This window comes from Vibrio sp. Vb0937 (genome assembly GCF_033338855.1).
On record NZ_JAWOTK010000005.1, the window covers coordinates 51,951 to 69,810 of the forward strand.

15 protein-coding genes are annotated in these 17,860 nt (G+C 45.2%); 6 read left to right on the forward strand and 9 right to left on the reverse strand.

The features are described 5' to 3' along the window. Positions 1 to 15: 15 nt before the first annotated feature. Both R7P67_RS09960 and R7P67_RS09965 read right to left on the reverse strand, forming a co-directional pair. Entirely contained in the window at positions 16 to 1,359 is a 1,344-nt protein-coding gene (locus R7P67_RS09960) for a sodium/glutamate symporter (RefSeq protein WP_136977073.1), read from the reverse strand. Between the two features lie 424 nt (positions 1,360 to 1,783). After that, on the reverse strand, positions 1,784 to 2,662 hold the full coding sequence (locus R7P67_RS09965) for a LysR family transcriptional regulator (protein WP_262653722.1): 879 nt from the start codon (positions 2,660 to 2,662) through the stop codon (positions 1,784 to 1,786). A 103-nt stretch (positions 2,663 to 2,765) separates the two neighbouring features. On the opposite strand from R7P67_RS09965, the gene R7P67_RS09970 reads away from it, so the two are divergent. Both R7P67_RS09970 and R7P67_RS09975 read left to right on the forward strand, forming a co-directional pair. After that, a complete protein-coding gene (locus R7P67_RS09970; protein WP_005389066.1) occupies positions 2,766 to 3,053 on the forward strand; it encodes a putative quinol monooxygenase in 288 nt (95 codons plus the stop codon). 11 nt (positions 3,054 to 3,064) lie between these two features. Further along, positions 3,065 to 4,042: a Gfo/Idh/MocA family protein gene (locus R7P67_RS09975; RefSeq protein ID WP_213893827.1), complete on the forward strand. Its 978-nt coding sequence runs from the start codon at positions 3,065 to 3,067 to the stop codon at positions 4,040 to 4,042. Positions 4,043 to 4,126: 84 nt separating this feature from the next. Here R7P67_RS09975 and R7P67_RS09980 read toward each other — a convergent pair whose 3' ends face one another. Next, positions 4,127 to 4,813 (reverse strand): DNA-3-methyladenine glycosylase I, encoded by a 687-nt coding sequence (locus tag R7P67_RS09980; RefSeq protein WP_213893828.1) that lies wholly within the window; start codon positions 4,811 to 4,813, stop codon positions 4,127 to 4,129. An 86-nt stretch (positions 4,814 to 4,899) separates the two neighbouring features. On the opposite strand from R7P67_RS09980, the gene R7P67_RS09985 reads away from it, so the two are divergent. Further along, positions 4,900 to 5,094, forward strand: a complete 195-nt coding sequence (locus R7P67_RS09985; protein ID WP_005377692.1) for a hypothetical protein — start codon at positions 4,900 to 4,902, stop codon at positions 5,092 to 5,094. Positions 5,095 to 5,179: 85 nt separating this feature from the next. Here the strand turns inward: R7P67_RS09985 and R7P67_RS09990 are convergent, their stop codons facing one another. Genes R7P67_RS09990 through R7P67_RS10000 form a run of 3 tightly spaced genes read right to left on the reverse strand, consistent with a single transcriptional unit; the run spans position 5,180 to position 10,642 of the window. Beyond that, on the reverse strand, positions 5,180 to 7,990 hold the full coding sequence (locus R7P67_RS09990) for an Hsp70 family protein (RefSeq protein WP_262653724.1): 2,811 nt from the start codon (positions 7,988 to 7,990) through the stop codon (positions 5,180 to 5,182). 55 nt (positions 7,991 to 8,045) lie between these two features. After that, a complete protein-coding gene (locus R7P67_RS09995) occupies positions 8,046 to 10,010 on the reverse strand; it encodes an Hsp70 family protein (protein ID WP_262653725.1) in 1,965 nt (654 codons plus the stop codon). Beyond that, positions 10,010 to 10,642, reverse strand: a complete 633-nt coding sequence (locus R7P67_RS10000) for a DUF2760 domain-containing protein (protein WP_017634945.1) — start codon at positions 10,640 to 10,642, stop codon at positions 10,010 to 10,012. Before R7P67_RS10000 ends, R7P67_RS09995 begins: the two co-directional genes overlap by 1 nt. Before the next feature lie 291 nt (positions 10,643 to 10,933). Between R7P67_RS10000 and R7P67_RS10005 the strand changes: the two genes are divergently transcribed. Together R7P67_RS10005 and R7P67_RS10010 are read left to right on the forward strand one after the other, a co-directional pair. Beyond that, positions 10,934 to 12,475 carry a sensor domain-containing diguanylate cyclase gene (locus R7P67_RS10005; protein ID WP_005377686.1) on the forward strand — a complete coding sequence of 514 codons (1,542 nt, stop codon included), beginning with the start codon at positions 10,934 to 10,936 and terminating at the stop codon, positions 12,473 to 12,475. A gap of 83 nt (positions 12,476 to 12,558) precedes the next feature. Beyond that, entirely contained in the window at positions 12,559 to 13,089 is a 531-nt protein-coding gene (locus R7P67_RS10010; protein ID WP_005377684.1) for a 3'-5' exonuclease, read from the forward strand. A 242-nt stretch (positions 13,090 to 13,331) separates the two neighbouring features. Here R7P67_RS10010 and R7P67_RS10015 read toward each other — a convergent pair whose 3' ends face one another. The 3 genes from R7P67_RS10015 to R7P67_RS10025 form a co-directional block, all read right to left on the reverse strand. Next, complete coding sequence (locus R7P67_RS10015) at positions 13,332 to 13,772, reverse strand: TerB family tellurite resistance protein (RefSeq protein WP_017820644.1); 441 nt, start codon at positions 13,770 to 13,772, stop codon at positions 13,332 to 13,334. A 189-nt stretch (positions 13,773 to 13,961) separates the two neighbouring features. After that, a complete protein-coding gene (locus R7P67_RS10020; protein ID WP_262653728.1) occupies positions 13,962 to 15,902 on the reverse strand; it encodes an alkaline phosphatase D family protein in 1,941 nt (646 codons plus the stop codon). Between the two features lie 9 nt (positions 15,903 to 15,911). Next, complete coding sequence (locus tag R7P67_RS10025) at positions 15,912 to 16,259, reverse strand: hypothetical protein (RefSeq protein WP_213886725.1); 348 nt, start codon at positions 16,257 to 16,259, stop codon at positions 15,912 to 15,914. 235 nt (positions 16,260 to 16,494) lie between these two features. Here R7P67_RS10025 and R7P67_RS10030 point away from each other — a divergent pair, with 235 nt between their 5' ends. Next, positions 16,495 to 17,799, forward strand: a complete 1,305-nt coding sequence (locus tag R7P67_RS10030; RefSeq protein ID WP_262653732.1) for a MipA/OmpV family protein — start codon at positions 16,495 to 16,497, stop codon at positions 17,797 to 17,799. Positions 17,800 to 17,860 lie beyond the last annotated feature (61 nt).

Consider the following 17,860-nt stretch of genomic DNA (forward strand, 5'->3'; position numbering starts at 1 on the left):
TCCCGAGTAAAGCGACTATGATTCGTGTGTCAGAGCACTGCTGTTACGTTTAAAAATGAATCGCCAAATAAATAAGACAATTGCGATGTAACCTAATCCTACACCAAGCGCTTGCCAGTGCATGCCGTTATACATCGCGATTGGCATCAAAGAGATGATGAAGATGTCAGTGATTGAGCCAGGGACATAAGCGATGGCGTAATCATCAAGCACCTTGCTACGCATTTTTGGATCAACAATGCGAAGCAACGCAATACCCATGGCAACTGTACCGGTTAACCAACCCCAAGAGAAAATGCCTTTCTCGAACCAATCTTCTCCCATGATACGTGGGGCAACCCAGAAGATTAGCCATAGTGTGAAGGCGATACCGCCGATTGCAAGCACTACCATCGGCATTAAATACTGGGCTAAGACGGTAATCTTGATGGCTGAGATACCAAAGATAATCAAATAATCGGTACTGATGCCCGCAGCATGTTTGAATGCACCGTCACAAAGATAGCGTGAAGCTTTCGTTTGTTTCGCGACGATTCGCACGAGCATGCCGCCAAGGAAGCCAGTTACGAACGTAGGAATTTGTACCTTATCGTGGAAAGAAGATAAGTAGTTAGCCGCTACATACGAGAAAGCCGTTACCACTACAACCAACGCCGCGTGAATCGCGAAAGAATCGACTGACAGGGAAGACATGGTGTCTTTCATTACCGGTTCTTGATCAACAGGCTTAACAAGGCCTTTGCGTTCGTGTTCATCCATGCTGTCGAAGGTCGTAAAGCTACGAATCCAACCCATCTTCAATGCGAATTGCAGCATGAGCATGCCGACAGAAATCGAGATGAAAATACCCACGGTTGCGAACGTTAAGCCAAGTGTGAAGCCATCTTCCCAGCCAAGCCCCGTGAAGATTTCACCAACAACAGATGCAGAGCCATGTCCGCCCATAAAGCCCGCAGACATTGTCACACCAAAGCCAGGATTAATCTCTGGCCAGAAGAAGGTTGTGAGAACTAGACCAAACATTGCTGCAAACAACCACTGAGAAACAGAAGCGATTTGGTTAAACGCCCACAATGAGCCAGCACGCTGTGCGACGGTTTTAGGTGATGGAACATCCGTTGCCAGACCTAACGCAGAAAAAAGTGCAGCAGTTAATAGGCTTGCGTTAGCGGTAAACGTATCGGTCCAAGGCAGTACGTCTAACAGGGCTGGTCCAAAAATTAGACCGAATAATCCTGCGAGAACCGCCGATGGAATGTACATACGCTGTAATAATGGCGCGTGAACGCGAATGACTTTTGCCAAAATTAATAGTAAGCCAGCGATGGCTAAGTCAGTCAGCATTAGACCTTTAGGCATCTTATCCTCCAGTAAATGCAGTCAAGGGGTAGCGTCCTTGTGACCTACCTTGAATAAAAATCTCTCTCAAGCCAAAAAGCCACATACGTGACTAACAGCGTTGAGAAATCAATGTCGTTTTCATAAGCAAAGGAATGTGCTTATGCAATTTGAAATGAGTGTAAATGTTGTGATTGCACACGAACAGGAAGAGAAATTAGATTAAATTTCTCGATATTTTTTTGATAGTTCACTCAGGAAAGGCGGCAATCCTAGTCACTTTGTCAGAGCAATGCAATTGGTGTGAATCAATAAATTATGCCTAGTTATGGGTGTTTCTGACTAACAACATGAAAAATAAAGACAATTAACAAGTAATAATATTTGTCATATCGACAATAAAAGTTAATTAAATGGTTAAATTGTCGCCGCTTTATGTGGGGCGTTACGGATTCACATGCGAAAGAACAAAATCGACTAAGGTGCGATTTTTAAGGGAAAGCTGTTTTGAACGGTAAAGCAGGTGGATCGGTTTTGGCTTGGGAATGTGTGAATGGAGAATTTCTACCAAGGCGCCAGATTGGACTTCCTGTTCAACTAAGATCTTTGGTTGCAGAAGAACACCAGAGCCTTTTAACGCGGCAAACTTAAGTACATCGCCATTATTAGACGTTAATCGGGTGTTGCTGTTTACAAAGGTATTAGATGGCATGTTCACCACTTGTTGGCTTTCTCCTTGGTGATACTGAAACCCCAAACAATGATGATGTTCAAGGTCATCAAGCGATTGGATAGGGGCATGTTGCTCAAGGTAAGAGGGTGAGGCGCAGTAAGTCATGTGGTATTCACCCAATTTTCTCGCGACTAACGACGAATCGACCAATTCACCGATTCGAATAATCACGTCAGCTTCGCTTCGATATGGGTCAATCAAATTGTTGTCCAACATCAGCTCAACGTTCAAATCGGGAAATTCAGCTAAGAAGTCAGCCACGATAGGAGCAATGACCTTTTTGCCATACGTGACAGGGCAGTTAACTTTTACAGTTCCGGTTGGACGGTTGATCAGCGTCTGGATCAGGTTCTCTGCGTTGGTGATGTCTTCAATAATGCGGTGGCACTCTTGGTAGTAGAGTCTGCCAGCTTCGGTCAGGGACTGTTTACGCGTGGTGCGATGAATCAACTGTGTACCTAAGCTTTGCTCAAGAAAGCTCACGTGCTTGCCAACCATGGTCGGTGAAATATCAAAATGGTGTGCAGCATTACGAAAGCTGCCGTGTTCGACCACGTAAGCGAAAACTTTCATGCTTGTTAATTTATCCATTGCACACCCAGAGTTAATAAAGAAATAACTAAAGCAGAGTTTATCAATCAAATGAGGTTAATTACAGTGGGCGTATGATTAAGAATGGAGAAAGAGATCCATCATGAGCGAGACGATTTTTGTTACCGCCGAACTGAAAATGAATGCCGATAAGCCAAGACAACAAGTGGTTGAAGCCATTGAACAATTTTGCCTTGATATGCAAAGCGAAGCGGGGTGCTTGCAAGCGAATGCGACCTACGATTCTAAAGATCCACAACGTGTGATTCTTTGGGAGCGATATGAAAACCGCGCCGCGATTGAAGCGCATTTTGCTATGCCGCATACACAAGCGTTTATTGCGGCTGAAATGGCAGAGTTAGTTCAAGCATTCGAAACCCAAGCTCAATAGGAGAGGCGAACATGAAATGGGGTATTTTAGGCACAAGCTTTATCTCAGGTGTCATGGCTGAGGCAATCCAAGGCGATGACAAGAGTGAACTGTACGCGGTTGCTGGGCGTTCGGAGCAGAACTTAAAGACATTCGCTGAGCAATATGGCATCGAGAATACGTTCAACGATTACGATGCGTTGATTGCCGATGAGCAAGTCGACATTATTTACATAGCATTGCCAAATCACCTTCATCATGACTTTATCGTTAAAGCGGCTGAGCAGGGCAAAGCGATCCTGTGTGAAAAGTCACTGTCGGTAGATATGGGAAAAACCGAGTTGGCACTAAAAGCAGTCGAAAAGCACAAGGTATTCTTTGCTGAAGGCTTAATGTACTTGCATCACCCGTTGATCAGCGAGTTGGTTTCGGTGCTTAAATCGGGAGAGATTGGTGAACTTCGCTCCATCCATACGTCTTATATTGCATCGATTGCACAGTTTGTGAATCCAGACAGTAAAGGTGCTTTGTATAACTTAGGTTGTTATCCAATGTCATTGGTGCATTTGGTGGTGAAAACCATGTTGGGTGAACAAACCTTTGAGAACCGTTCAATGACAGCGATTGGTCGACGAGGTAACGATGGGAACATCTGTGAATCGAGTTTGATGATGCAATTCGGTGAGCAACAAACGGCGATCGTACACACTGCCGAAGATCACGGATTGAAACACCAATTCACCATCCTGGGTAGCAAAGGCTGTATTACGTTAGATTCAAATCCATGGCTACCAACGCAAGAAAACCAGTTTAGTGTAGAAATTTACGAGACGTCGAAGCGTGAAGTGTCGGTTCCGGCAGCTGGGGACGCTTTTTACTATCAAGTGCGCAATATCCGCCAAGCGGTTGAAGCTGGGCGTACCTCGCTAGAAAACCCTTGTGCAACATGGGAAGACTCTCACCGTATTATGCAGCTACTGACTGAGTGGGAATCACTGGCTTCAAAGTAAATGTGTACTTGAACCAATGAACATAAAAACGGCGCACTAAATACATTATTTAGTGCGCCGTTTCTATTTTGTGTTCAGTCTGGATTAAATGCGATTATCGCCGGTACTGAACGCAATGATTTGGCTTATCTCAGACAGGCTTCTGCCACTTTCTTGCTGCCATTGAACAAACGCTTTGTTGGTAGCATCGAGCGATTTCTTCGTATCTTTGCCACCTTCAATGATCTTGCAATTGCGCAGGTAAGCTTCAACGTCGCTAGACAAGATGAAGGTATCAACGCCCATTTGACGCAGTGTGTAAGGGCCTGTATTTCCGCCTAGGCGATTACCGCGTTTCTTCAAATACGCCCATAGGTCGGTGATTTTCTCTTGCGGCCAATCGGCAACCATTTTGCCAAACGAACCGTATTCGATTTTTGCTTCGTGGATCATACGAGCGTTGGCTGGAATCGACATGACTTTAGTGAGGTGGCGAATGATGCGTTTGTCGGTTGCTTTGGTTTCCCATTGCTCGTCTGACAGCATCAACAGCGGCTCAACCTTAAATCCGAAGAACACTTCTTCGAAGTTCGGCCACTTGTTGCGAACCACGCTCCACGAAATCCCACTTTGGAATACTTTCATCGAAAAAGCGGCCAGCCAACGGTCGTCGGGAATCGCTGCCAGCTCTTCTTTGCTTAGTGGATGAGACAAAAGCGCTTCAAGTTGATCTTCACCACCTTTACGCTCGGCAGCGCGCTGATAAATCGCGTCAAATTTTTCGATACTCATAAAAGAAGTTAGTCCTAGTTTATGTCGATATTTGCGAAACATACTACGCTTAAGTGGCTGAATCGTAAATTGATGGAGTGTCACAAATGAAGAAGGTCACATTAACGTTTGTCGGAGAAGGTTCGGATCGTATTGCGGAAAAATTCTATGCGTGGATGACGGACGGTGGGTTAGAAGACAGCATGATTGAGAATTTATCTGACCGTGAAATCTCAGTTGTTGGCATCAGTGATATGGATAATGAAACGCGTGATGTGGTGATCAATACGGAAATGAACTAACGAGTCGTCTTTCGTCAGCTATTAGAATCAGATAAAACAAAGCCCTTCACGAGAAGGGCTTTGTTGCGTTTATAAGTGTGAGAGCCTAGTTATTTACCAGCGTCAGACCGCTTGGCAGTGCATCACCGAAGATACGCTTCGATTCGCTCTCAGATAGCTCTTTGACTTCTTCAACCAGTGATACCCAAGATTCAGGTACCTTGCTTTGCTTCAACTTAGCCAATACCTGCTCACGGTAGTCGTCTGAGATATCGAATAGTCGGTCGCCCGTCTTACGACAAATCATTACGGCTGCGAAAGCGATCATTGGCTCTTTCTGCCAGTTCTGCTCTAACAGCTTAGGCAACCATTGTTCCGCTTGTTCACGAGGAACAACGTTATGCTGACTGCCATATAAAGGCGTACGCGATGCCAAGCGACCCATAGCCCACCAGTGCGCTTGTTCGAACTGGTTATGGTTGATGGCTTTGCTCAAGAACCACGTTGCCAATAGAACCTTGTCTTCGACTTCTAGATGCTCTAGAGAGGCAGATAAGCGCACCATTGATTCGTAACCCATGTCTTGCGCTGCTTTGGCGGATTGTGGGTTTTTCATCGCGCCAGGATGTAGGTATTTCGCGATGTCTGCCAAGATGGTCTCTTGTTGCTCTTGGCTCAAGCCACCTGCGATACGACGCCAGAACACCCACCAGTCAGTCCAACCTTGATGGTTCTTAAACTGAATGTTTTGTTGGTAGAGACCCCAAACTTGCTCAATACGCCATGAGTCGGTTGGATCGCCAAAGCCCGGACGCAGTGCAAAACCAGCCAAACGAAGCCAGTTTTTCTCGTGTTGTTCAGAGCGGCGACGACGCTTACGACCTTGTGCAAAGGTATCGAACAGTTGACGTAGGGTCGTGAAATCCCATTCGTCACGTTTGCCAAGTTTCTTCTCAAGATCCTTGGCTAAGGTTTTGATCTCTTTGCTTTCCGCGCTTTTCTTATTGCCGCTGTAAAGGCGAGCGATCAGCTCCTTACATTCATTCAACTTAGGGTGAAGTTTAACTTGTTCACTGTCGTCGGTTTGCTTGTTACGAACTTCGAATTCCAGCTCCCAACGTTTGTTGTCGTCTTCTGCGCTGACACATTCCATCTTAAGCGTGCCGACTTCAGTCAACTGACACGCCAGTTGCACTTCTACACGCTCTTTCTGGTTGGCTTGCAGTTCAGCGCCTTCACCTTCAAGGGTGGTGATATAAGGCGGAAGAGGAGCAAATAAGTCAGGATCAACGTCCACCATCACACCGTTTTGAATGGCAGTGTTATTGGTTAAGATGTCGTGGGTAGAAGTCAGTAGGTTAAAGCGAACGGGTTCACCTAGGGTGAGCGAGAAACGACGACCACTTAAGCGGATCTCGTGTCCTTCTTCTGTACCTTTTGCGAGCAAACAGAGCGCTTTGCCCATCTTGTTCTTTTCTTGAAGATGCAAGAAGTAAGAACGCGCTGCACCACCACCAATTTTTAGTTGTGCACCACGACGTGCTTTACCAAACGCAACAGCACCTAGTGCAACAGACCAATCTGGATGTGGGTTATCCAATACCGTAACCGGAGCGCCTCGCCAATCGGACAGTAGGGTAGTGACACGCTCAGTCACAAGTTCACTGTTGAACACACCACCGTTGAGTAGCAAACCGACTGGAATGGCATTTTGTTTGTCGTCTTCAATGCCAAGAGCGGCACGAGCAACTTGTTGGTGCTGAGTTAAGAACTCGGCAACGTGTTTGCTCACTGCTGGGTCAGCAACGTATGGAAGACCAAACTCGACAACGGCGCTGCGGCGTTTGTCTGGTACTTCACTGAAATCAGAAAGCGGGAAGAAGCCATCCAAAGCGATTTGGTGCACTTCTTGTTTGCTCAGCCCAATACTCTTTGTTCCGCCAAGAAGTTTAGAGCCGCTGCCCAGCATGGTGATTTTCACTTCTTCAGGTGCACTCGCTGAAAGTAGGTTTTCTTTCGCCTTGCGAGTTTGCTGAATCAGCTTAGTCAGGCTTGCAGCAGTGAGCTTCTTACTTTGGTTGAAGCGGCTCTCTGCAAGGTGTGCTAATGCTAAGTCGAGGTTATCACCACCCAGCATCAAGTGTTCGCCAACACCAATACGATCAAGGGCTAGTTCATCTTGAGAAGAGAAACTGGCTTCAATCAAGCTCAAGTCGGTAGTACCACCGCCCACATCACACACCAGAATCAGCGGTAACTCTTTGAGCTCATCAGCTGCGGTTTGCTGGTGGCGTGCGTACCAGTCGTAACATACGGCTTGTGGTTCTTCGAGCAGGACGATTTTTTTCAAACCTGCCAACTCAGCGGCTTCAAGCGTGAGTTTACGAGCGGTTTCATCGAACGAAGCTGGAACGGTCACAACCACATCTTGGTCTTCTAGCTTATTGCTAGGGTGACGGTAGTTCCATGCTTGACGAATGTGGTTGAGGTAGCTTGCGCTGGCAATAACGGGTGAGACTTTATCTACGTCTTGCGCGCCCGCCCAAGGAAGAATGTCTGAACTACGATCCACTGCTTGGTGCGATAGCCAGCTTTTAGCACTGGATACCTGACGTCCTTCCACCTTCGCGCCTAATTCACGAGCCCATTCACCCACGATCACATTACTAATGTCGCCAGAGACAGGCTCGTTTTCCCAAGGGAGTGTTAGGTCAGAAGGGGAGATTTGACCAACCGCAGGGTGATAGCGGAAAGAGGGCAGCAATGGCTTACGAACCACTTCACCCGGGCCAATCAATTGGTCGATGTCGAATAGGGATACTTCGGATTGTTCAAGGTTGTCGGTGATTTCACAGTACGCCACAACAGTGTTTGTGGTGCCAAGGTCAATACCAACAAGAAAACGAGGAGATGCCATACAAACCTTCGTGTATTTAAAAACGGCACCCGATTGGATGCCGTTTGATTTCTATTTATTCTTCTTCGTCTGAGTCGCTTTTCGCGTCTTCGCGCACATCGAACTCAACATGCCATTTTTGACCGTTATCAGCGGCAATGGCTTCTAAGTAAAGCGTACCAAGCTCTGTGACGCGAGAGGCTAGGGTTACTGGAACCACTTCACCTTCACGACGACCTTCAGATACAGGCAGCGTTACTTGGATTTCTGGAAGCTCTTCAAGCTCTTCTGGTGCCCAGTAGTCTAGGTGAGTACCTGCTAGGTCATCACGACGAACCGTTGAGCCGAAGAATTGGAAGTTAACTGGCTGGCCGATGATCAAACCAAACTCTTGGCTTGGTACGTCAACGCTTGAGCCTTCTTCCATACCAAATGGTGCAACACAAAGTGCTTCCATTGGCGGCGCCATGCCCGGAATAGCTGGCATCGCACTTTCGATACCCACGTAGTACGCCGAAGCAATACCACCACGGATACGAACGCCCTGACCACGACGCACAGAGCCGTAGTAAGCCGCACCGCTAGCAACTGCAAGGTCTAGATCCACACCTGTTAGGCGTTTTGCCATTTCTGCATCTGCTTCAATTAGCCATTCGTTGATCGTGTCTTCTAGACGAGTTGCTAGAAGTTTCGATTTCAGAACACCACCGTTGAATAGGATTGCGGTTGGCTTGATGAAGTCAGCTGACTGCGCTGCATCCGAACCTGGCATACCAGGCATGTTAGCGAATGGGTTGAAATCTTGAGCTGCTGCTTCTGCGCCATTTCCTGAAGTAGAAAGAGCATTGGCTTGCTTAGACAAGAACGCTGCAATGTGACGAGTAATGCCCGCATCTTGTGCGTAAGGCAGACCCATTTGCGTTAGTGCACCACGGTTACGTTGAACAGGGTGATCAGTAATCGCAACTTGAGGGAAGAAGCCGTCAACCAGTGTTTGTTGTACTTCTTCTTGAGTCAGTTCTGTTTTCAGCGTTGCGCCAAGCAGTTTAGAACCACGGCTTGGTACTACAATTGGCACTGACTGAAGTTCGATGTCGTTCAATAGCGCTTCTTTCGCGTCACGACATGCGTGTGTCATTGCCTGAACTTGCCATGGCTGTAGCTCTTTGCCTTCTTGCGCTAGCTTCATCTTCAAGCGGTACGCAAGTGCTAGATCCATGTTGTCACCGCCAAGTAGGATGTGTTCACCTACCGCGATACGGTTCAGAGTTAGGTTGCCGTCGTCTTCAGTTACTTCAACCAAAGAAAGGTCGGTTGTACCACCACCGATATCGACTACAAGCACGATGTCGCCAACTTCAACTTCGTCGCGCCATTTGTCGTTGCTGTTATCGATCCAGTTGTAAAGTGCAGCTTGTGGCTCTTCTAGAAGCGTTAGGTGCACAAAGCCAACATTGCGTGCTGCTTCTGCAGTTAGATCGCGAGCAGCAGGATCAAAAGAAGCAGGAACTGTAATAGTTACGTCTTGATCGGCAAGGTTGTGATTTGGGTTCGTGTGATTCCAAGCATCTTTTAGGTGCTCTAGGTAAAGCTCTGTCGCGCGAAGAGGGGATACTTTTTCCACTTCTTCTGGGCTACCTGCTGGCAGGAAAGCATCACGACGGTTTACACCAGCGTGGCAAAGCCAAGATTTCGCACTTGCAACAAGACGAATTGGCGTTTTCGAACCTAGGTTACGTGCAATCGCACCAACCAGAGCTTTTGGCTCGCTCGACCACGGAAGAACGCGTGATTGCGGGTTCATTTCGTGTTCGTGTGGTTGGTAAAGGAAAGAGCCTAATTGGCTACGAGTCTCTACCGTACCCGGCGCAGTCAACTGCGGGATAGGCATCACTTCAACGCGAGCGTCTTCGTTGTGTGTATCAACAAAAGACATGACACAGTGTGTTGTACCTAAGTCGATACCAACACTGAATTTAGGCGTCTGTTGAGTTTCAACAGACGCTTCTTGAGAATGGTTTTCTTGGTTCATGTGTTCCATTACAGCTCAACCTCAGCTGGAGCGATCACAGATGCATCGTAGTTCTCAGCCAGTTTAGGCAACGTCATTGATGTTGCTTTCCAACCTTTGTGAACTAGCGTGCCGTTGAATGGCGCGCTGCCTGTTACGTTGCCAGTTAGGCGGATTTCTTGTGGGTTGAAGCCTTCTTCAACCGTAATGCGAGTTTCTTCGTCTTCGTTACGAACGTGCGCTAGCGTCACGTAGTCGTTGAGTACTTTCTGACCGCCAGTGTGGATTACGCGAGCGGCTGCGCCTACTTCTTCATCAGAGAATGACGTTAGGTCTTCTTTTAGGAAGTCAATCAGACGAGCTTCTTGTTGCATGATAGAAAGCAGCTGCATTGCAGAGTCCGTTGATGCTGTTGCAAGTTTTGATTCAACTTCTACAACACGCTCTACGACTTTCTCTACTTCCACTACTTTTTCTACTTCAACGATCTTCTCAACTGGTTTCTCAACCTCGACGATTTTCTCGACCGGTTTTTCTACCACTTTCTCGACCACTTTTGATTTGCGCGACACTGCAACTAGAAGAAGCAAAACGCTCGATGCGGTTAGGCCAGCGTGAAGCATATCGAACGTTTGAGGAATTAGGTTCAAATCAATGTTCATGACGTTTTTTCTCTTTCTATTGATTTATTGGTGCTCAGTATTGGCTCATATTTGTTCACTAAAACGATCGTCTTTGCGATCTTGCACCAAGTTTAGACATTAAAATGATGACGGATGGTAGCATATTCAAGGCTTAAGGCTGTAATAATTCGTGACTATACCGTACGAACAGCGTGAAAAATCGACGATCAGACTCCCCAATATAGGTTGTTGCTTGATGTTTGTGCATTGCTAACGCAGTATTTCAATAGATCCCGAAGTTTAACTTACGGAAGTATCAAAAATTACGATATGACACAAAGCACCGCTCATAAGAGCTTTATAAAACGACATTCAGACTCTATTTTAGCTTTTTTGGCGACTTTATGTGTCACTGCTGGTGTAGTTGGTGCTGCTTATACAATGCAGCAACGGTATACACAGACTACGTTTGATACTTTAGCCGACCGACAAGCAGAATCACTTAAAGCAAACGTCGAGAATGATCTAAAGTTCATTGGTGCGGGCGCAAACTTTTTCCATTCGATTGAGCGAAGCTATTGGCCATCGTTTCCCATGTATGCGGAACAAGTGATTAATAGCTCGCGAAGTCTCATTGGACTTCAATGGATGCAAAAGGTCGAATTCGAAGATCTTGATGAACATATTTTAAAGACCCGTCAAAAATTTCCAAACTTCCAACCGTTTACCGTTCCTAAAGATGGTCCCAAAACCTACGGGTACATTTTTGAACACAATGAGCCAATTTTTATCGCGTCGGATATTTACCCAAGAACACCGGAAAACCTTTCTCTATTGGGTTTCTATTTTTCGCGCAAACGCTTCGATTTAATCTTGGATGATATTTCCGAAAATGGGCGAGCGAATGTCTCGGATAAAGTTCGCTTACTGCAAGATGGTTATGACAAGTCCATACCTAAGACTGGGTTGCTGGTGTTCCATCCAGTGTTCGACTTCGAGAACAAATATTTATTAGGAGTAGTGACCGGTGTTATCCGAAGTACGGTTTACTTTGAGGATTTGATTACGAAAACCGCGACGGAGCTCGATATGTCGGTGCGCGTAGAAGACTTGGGATTCGACGCAGCAGATGACCCTGTTCTCTTTCAAAGTGCTAGCTGGGATAACATTCGAGGAACCGTTATAAGCCGAACCATTCAACTGCCTAACCGTGAATGGCGTATTGACTTTAAACTTTCTGACGCAGTCTCAGCTTGGGAGCGTTCTATTTTAGCGGGCACGACGCTAGCCGGATTGGTAATCGCCTTTTTGATCAGTTGGATTGTGAATTTACAGTCTCGAGAAAAAGAGCGCTTAGCGGTCATGTTGGAGCTCAAAACCGTTGAATTAAAAAGAATGGCAGAGCGAGACCCTCTAACTCAACTACTGAATCGCCGAGCATTCAACGATCACTTGCTTAATCAGATAAACAAAGGTGTTAACTTCGCCTTGGTTGGTTTTGATATCGACCACTTCAAAGTGATTAATGACAAACACGGCCATTTAGGTGGAGATGAAGCGTTGCAACATGTCACTAAGCTGGTCAGTGCTAATTTAAAACCGGGAGATAAGTTTTACCGCGCTGGTGGTGACGAGTTTTGTATTATTTCTAAAGTCATTGATAGAGCGGTGCTAGAAGCTTACCTAGAAAAGTTACGGAGTGTTGTGGCAAGTACGGCTTTTGATTATGGTGATGCGTCAATCATCTGTACGTTGAGTATCGGTGCGGTTATCCATAAAGAAGAAGATCCTGAGAGCTTGTATCACAAAATGGACAGTCAACTCTATTTGAGTAAAAAAAACGGCCGTAATAATGTGTCGATCGGCGATTAAATGGGCGCACAAATTCGAGTTTTACGCCGTGTTACGATAGAATCGCACGCTTTAAATTTTTATGTTAGGAACCAAGGCAAACTATGAACCATAACCGTATTGTATGCTTCGATTTAGAAATGTGTTGCTGGAACGAAAATGGCGTCGGCAGCACGGGTGAAATTATCGAAGTGGGGTTAGCTGAAATAGATTTGTCTAAAGGTGAGATAGTCAAGCGTGCTCAATACTACGTGAAACCAGAACACGATGAAGTGTCTCTGTTCTGCGCTGAGTTAACGGGCATCACACCACGTAAGATTGAAAAACAAGGACGCCCACTAGAAGAAGTGCTTAAATCCATGGTTAAGAACTTCGGTGGTCGCAACAAAATCTTTGCATCTTGGGGGCGAGATGACCTCATTCTTCTAGAAGAGTGTAAGCAAAAAGGTATTGAAGCACCGTTCACAGAGTTCATCAACTTAGCGACACTCTACCGTATTCAAAATCGTCTTAAAGATAAACGTATAGGCCATCGAGCCGCTCAAGAAGCAAAAGGAATAGACTGGGAAGGGCGTCAACACTCTGGCTATGTAGATGCATACAACTTAGCTAAGCTTGCTTTGACCATGTTTTAGTTATTCGAACCTAGCTAGCTTGTAATTAAATTATCATCCAACCATTGTTGTTTTGTCATGCAATCTGTTTAGTGTGGAAAGAGCTAAACACATACCTTGACCAGTACTTTAAATAACAATGTCGTTGGCTTATTGAAAAACGCGCAGAGAGCGCGTTTTTTTATGGCTACAGAAGCGATATCTGTTGTCATTCTAGGGGTAGCTTAGAGTTAGCCAGCGACTTATATACTCATCTCGTTACTTTACTGAGACTGTAACTTCGCTCGAATGAACTCGCTGTGATCAACATAGAGTAGCTCTGCTGTTTTACGGATCACCGCGTCTTCTAGCGGGTCAATTTCGCCGTCTGCGTAAGCGACTTCCCACATGCTTTTGATTAAGTTGTAACGAGTTTCTTGAGTCAGTTCTCTTAGTTGAGAGGTAAAGTCGTACAGCGAAGCGGAATCTTTTATTTTCTGTTGCGCTTGCTCTAACAAAGTATTTGATTCTTCTTCATTTAACGAAAGCAGTTTCATCAATAAAGAGCGCTTTGTTTCTTGTTCTCTATCATCGACACTATGGTCTGCGCCAGAAACTTCACAAAGCAAACACGCGATAGCCATGTTAGGGGAAAGTGTGTTGGTTTGGCTTAAATCAGAGCCATCAATGAGTTGTTTAAATAATGATGTGAGAGAATTAAACATAATGAACACCGAGCTATTGTTTATTTGGTTAACATGGTAATAAATACGGAAGATCTCAAGGTGCGATACCAAATTTAGCACGCCGTTGACATTTAAGAACGGCCACTTTCTCCCCAAAAAACCTAAACTCCTGAGTTAGTTCAAGGTGACTTGCCTCTTACAAAGGGCAAGTCATTTTGGGATTGATACTCAGCTTTCAGCACGTGTCGGTGGAAAATGAACTTCGTCACCATCACTCGTCAGAATACTAATTTGACTTGGTTTGCCTTCATCATCAAGGCGTAGCTCACCAATGGCACTATGGTTAACCAAGCGATAAAAGTTGTGCGTACTTGGTGCGCGTTTGTAAATCTTGAGTCGTTTACGTTTTGTGAACCAGTTTAAAGGTGAGCGAGGGCTGTATAGCAGTCTATCTAGGCCATCACAAATATTGAGCAGTTGTGTAGGGAACTGATTTTTAATTCCACTACAGGTGATTTGATAGATATTCGGACTGTTTTTTCGATAGCGGAGCTTAATATCGTATGCAAAAGAGTAGTGTACGTCGCCAGAGAGAATAACAAAGTTAGTTGGTGTCTTTGTGTGTGTGAAAATACTAATAAGAGTATTCGCACTTCCGGGGTGAGCCATCCAGTTTTCAGCATCAACCATCAATGGTTTACCAAGCATGGTCACCACACGTTGTAGTGCTTCGATAAATTTCACACCAAACATTGGCGCGGCAGAAACAATAACAACCTTGTCTTGATGCACGAGCTCCTGATGGAACTCAATCATCGCTTCCCAGTCCATTAAGCCAGAAGGTTTGTTCATTTTAGACTCAGAACGCCAGCGTCTGGTTCGTGTATCTAGCACGACAACTTTTGGTGTCGTAGGAATGGTGTAGTGCCAATTCTCAAAGCGATACAAATATTGAATAAATGCATCTTGGGTTTGCGAGGTTCGCTCATCGATAAAGCGTTGAGCGAGGCTCATAAATTCATCATTGAATTTTTCTGGCGCATTTCCCCAACCTTGGCAAAGCCAGTAAGCAATCAAGCTATTACCGATAATGCGTTTTGCAAACGTGTTGCTGTATGCGGCTTGTTCCCAGCCTATGGTGAGATTCCAATCGTCGGTGACATCGTGATCATCAAAAATCATATAGGTTGGAATGTGAGCGAGTAAGCGTTGAACCTTGTCCAGACCTGCGACGAATTTATCAATTTGTTTTTTTTCTTCGCGCCATTGCTGCTGCCATTTGGGTTCAAGAACTTCTCCGCCGACATTAAATTCGTTTTCTAACAAACGATCCGTTCGAACAAGCTTCCACAAGGTCGGAGACCAAACCAATAAGTACATTGCAAAGCACTCAGCAAAGCTTATTAGGTGATTCTCACACTCTTTGGCGCTGAATATTGGTGTCCCTCGGTGTGGAAAAAACTTACTTAGTAAACTGTCATCACTCACATAATGAGGCAACAATTTATCTCGACCATAATAGCAAGCAGGGTGTTGGTAGAGCTCATTGGTATTTTTTATCGGAGCTTGATCGAATTCTTCGCCTGGCAAACCCAATAAAGCTATGACTTGCTCAATGGCATCGAGAGTGGGGCCTGCAACATGGTCTGCATAGATTTGATCACCACTCATGATGAGCATATCCGGTCTTTCTTCAATGGATTGAGACGCGATTTTATGATCCGCAGCGACCAATGTATCATCACTGAAGTGATGGGGATTACGGCAAGAGCCATGTAGGAGATAATCCGCTTTTTCACTAACGAGGAACTCAATACCCAAGTTTGGCGTATTATCTCGCTCATAAGTCAGGTGAGGGAGCAGTTCCGTCACTAATCCATATTGCGTTTTTATTTGATAGCGTAACGCTTGATGGGTTGGAAACTCGCCTTCTAATTTAAGTAAGCAACACCACGCATTGAGGCCGATTTGAAGCTGTTCTTTTTGTTCACTTAAAGGGGCTTGATAAAGGATGGAGGCATTTTCATCCGTAATTTGCACCATACCCTCCAAGCGTTGGGTGGTGACTAGCCAAATATTGATTTCAGTTGCGGTCACTTTACGTAGGATCGGACCTGCAACGACAAGAGGAAGTGAAGAAATTTCAGTCGTGTTCATCAATGCTGGCAAAACGGCTCCTTATGTGTCAGCTTCTTCTAATATTTCGATAACTTGCGAGCTACTAAGTTCATGTCCCATAAGGAACAAACCAAGCATCGCATCGGCTTTTGACGCGTTATCACTGTCTTCATCCAAAATTTGCTGAAGCCGAGTTCTAATTAGGTCGATTTCGTGTTCGACGAAGCCACGCCCTTCTTCGTCACCTTGACCATCTTCTGGTGCATTATCAAAGTGCAAAAACAACATGTCACCATCGAGTTGAGTCCCTATCAACCTCTCTGGCAGCCATGCTTCTCCCATCACAATGTCTGGGTCTGTGTCCGCAGGTAAATGATTCAAGGTAGAGATGAGTTCTGATGCTTTCACTTTTTACTTCATTATGTTTGATTTAGAACTAAGCTAGAGTTTAAGCGCTTGTTGTGATGGTAAAATATTCGCAAACAAGCTCACCTAGTCGTGCAATATTAATATGATCTTGGGACTCAAACTGTCACGAGGATGACAACATTTGCCATTGTAACGGCTATCATCAGCAGAACATAAGCTTTTAATGGCAAATCATTGATGTTTGCCTGCTTCTCAACCAACATTTTTCGAACTCATGAAGAGATTAATTCTAACAACACTCGCTTTACCTTTAGCTGCGGCAGTTTCTTCTGCGCATGGTGCAGAAGAACAAACGTGGGGGATTGCTGCGATGTATCGCACAGCATCGATTCCGTTTTATACCGCCGATAATGACTCTACGGTGAGTACATTTGTACCAATGATGTTCTTTGAAAACGAACATGTGTATATCAATGGCATTGAAGGTGGCGCTTTTTTGTATAACGAGAGTGATTCCGACTGGCGTGCGAGCGCACTCATGCGATTGAGATTTGTCGATATTCCCATGTCGCTACAAAATGCTAATGAAGGGGACAGAGTCGATTTCGGTGGGCAAGTGCGTTATAGCATTAACGACAATTGGCGCGCAGAAGTAGAGTTGATGACGGACGACGAACTCCAGTTTCACTCTAATTACCGCCTTGCTGCCAATTATGTATTTGGGGATTGGGAATTAGAGCCATCGATTACGATTCGATACAAAGACGCTGATTTCAACAGTGAATATTATTCCTTTAAGGATATTACTGGCGAGAGAATTGGATCTGGACTTGACACCAATCTTGGTATTAAATCGCGTTACCATGTAACTTCAAATTTGTATTTATTGGGTGAGACGAGTGTTACTCGCTTAGATGATAACGCCTACAACAGTCAGCTTGTAGAAGATCGGTATCAGGGAGAAGTGTTTGTTGGTTTTGGCTTTTTCAACGATAAAAGCAAAGCTCCGAAACCAACACTGAGCAATAAAGCATATCTACGTATTGCGCATGGTTGGGCGACGCCTTCGAACATCGGTGAAATATTTAGCTTTGAGAGAGAAAGAGACCCATACGACAATCAACTTACTTCATTGTTTTATGGGCATCCATTAACGGATGAGCTGTTTGGTTTTCCTCTTGATATTTATTTAACGCCAGGGTTGGTTCATCACTGGTCGTCCAGTGTTCAGTCTGCGAGCACAGAATACGTCATGGCGATTAAGGCTTATTATACGGTTAATTGGCCTACGACTTGGCGATTTGGTGTAGCGGAAGGTATGTCATACATTGATAGCATTACCTATATTGAAGGCACAGAAATGGAAGACAAGGGTTATACACCAAGCAAGTTGCTCAACTACCTAGATTTCTCGTTTGATGTCAATGTAGGCGATCTCTTCAACCAAAAGAGCTGGAACAATATGTGGGTGGGCTATTCATTGCATCACCGCTCGGCGATTTTTGAGAGCGCTTCCCAGTTTGGGCGAATTAAAGGTGGGAGCAACTACAATACTATTTATTTCCAGTTCGAGTTTTAGCGCATCGCGAGATGCATATAGGTCGGATTTGCAACTGACTTATTTATCGCCCATTATGAGT

Excerpts from the sequence above, each read along its gene's own strand:
- R7P67_RS10030 (WP_262653732.1), top strand. The coding sequence starts at position 16,495 with ATGAAGAGATTAATTCTAACAACACTCGCTTTACCTTTAGCTGCGGCA.
- R7P67_RS09990 (WP_262653724.1), bottom strand. The coding sequence starts at position 7,990 with ATGGCATCTCCTCGTTTTCTTGTTGGTATTGACCTTGGCACCACAAAC.
- R7P67_RS10000 (WP_017634945.1), bottom strand. The coding sequence starts at position 10,642 with ATGAACATTGATTTGAACCTAATTCCTCAAACGTTCGATATGCTTCAC.
- R7P67_RS09980 (WP_213893828.1), bottom strand. The coding sequence starts at position 4,813 with ATGAGTATCGAAAAATTTGACGCGATTTATCAGCGCGCTGCCGAGCGT.
- R7P67_RS09995 (WP_262653725.1), bottom strand. The coding sequence starts at position 10,010 with ATGGAACACATGAACCAAGAAAACCATTCTCAAGAAGCGTCTGTTGAA.
- R7P67_RS09970 (WP_005389066.1), top strand. The coding sequence starts at position 2,766 with ATGAGCGAGACGATTTTTGTTACCGCCGAACTGAAAATGAATGCCGAT.
- R7P67_RS09975 (WP_213893827.1), top strand. The coding sequence starts at position 3,065 with ATGAAATGGGGTATTTTAGGCACAAGCTTTATCTCAGGTGTCATGGCT.
- R7P67_RS10010 (WP_005377684.1), top strand. The coding sequence starts at position 12,559 with ATGAACCATAACCGTATTGTATGCTTCGATTTAGAAATGTGTTGCTGG.
- R7P67_RS09965 (WP_262653722.1), bottom strand. The coding sequence starts at position 2,662 with ATGGATAAATTAACAAGCATGAAAGTTTTCGCTTACGTGGTCGAACAC.
- R7P67_RS10005 (WP_005377686.1), top strand. The coding sequence starts at position 10,934 with ATGACACAAAGCACCGCTCATAAGAGCTTTATAAAACGACATTCAGAC.
- R7P67_RS10015 (WP_017820644.1), bottom strand. The coding sequence starts at position 13,772 with ATGTTTAATTCTCTCACATCATTATTTAAACAACTCATTGATGGCTCT.
- R7P67_RS09985 (WP_005377692.1), top strand. The coding sequence starts at position 4,900 with ATGAAGAAGGTCACATTAACGTTTGTCGGAGAAGGTTCGGATCGTATT.
- R7P67_RS09960 (WP_136977073.1), bottom strand. The coding sequence starts at position 1,359 with ATGCCTAAAGGTCTAATGCTGACTGACTTAGCCATCGCTGGCTTACTA.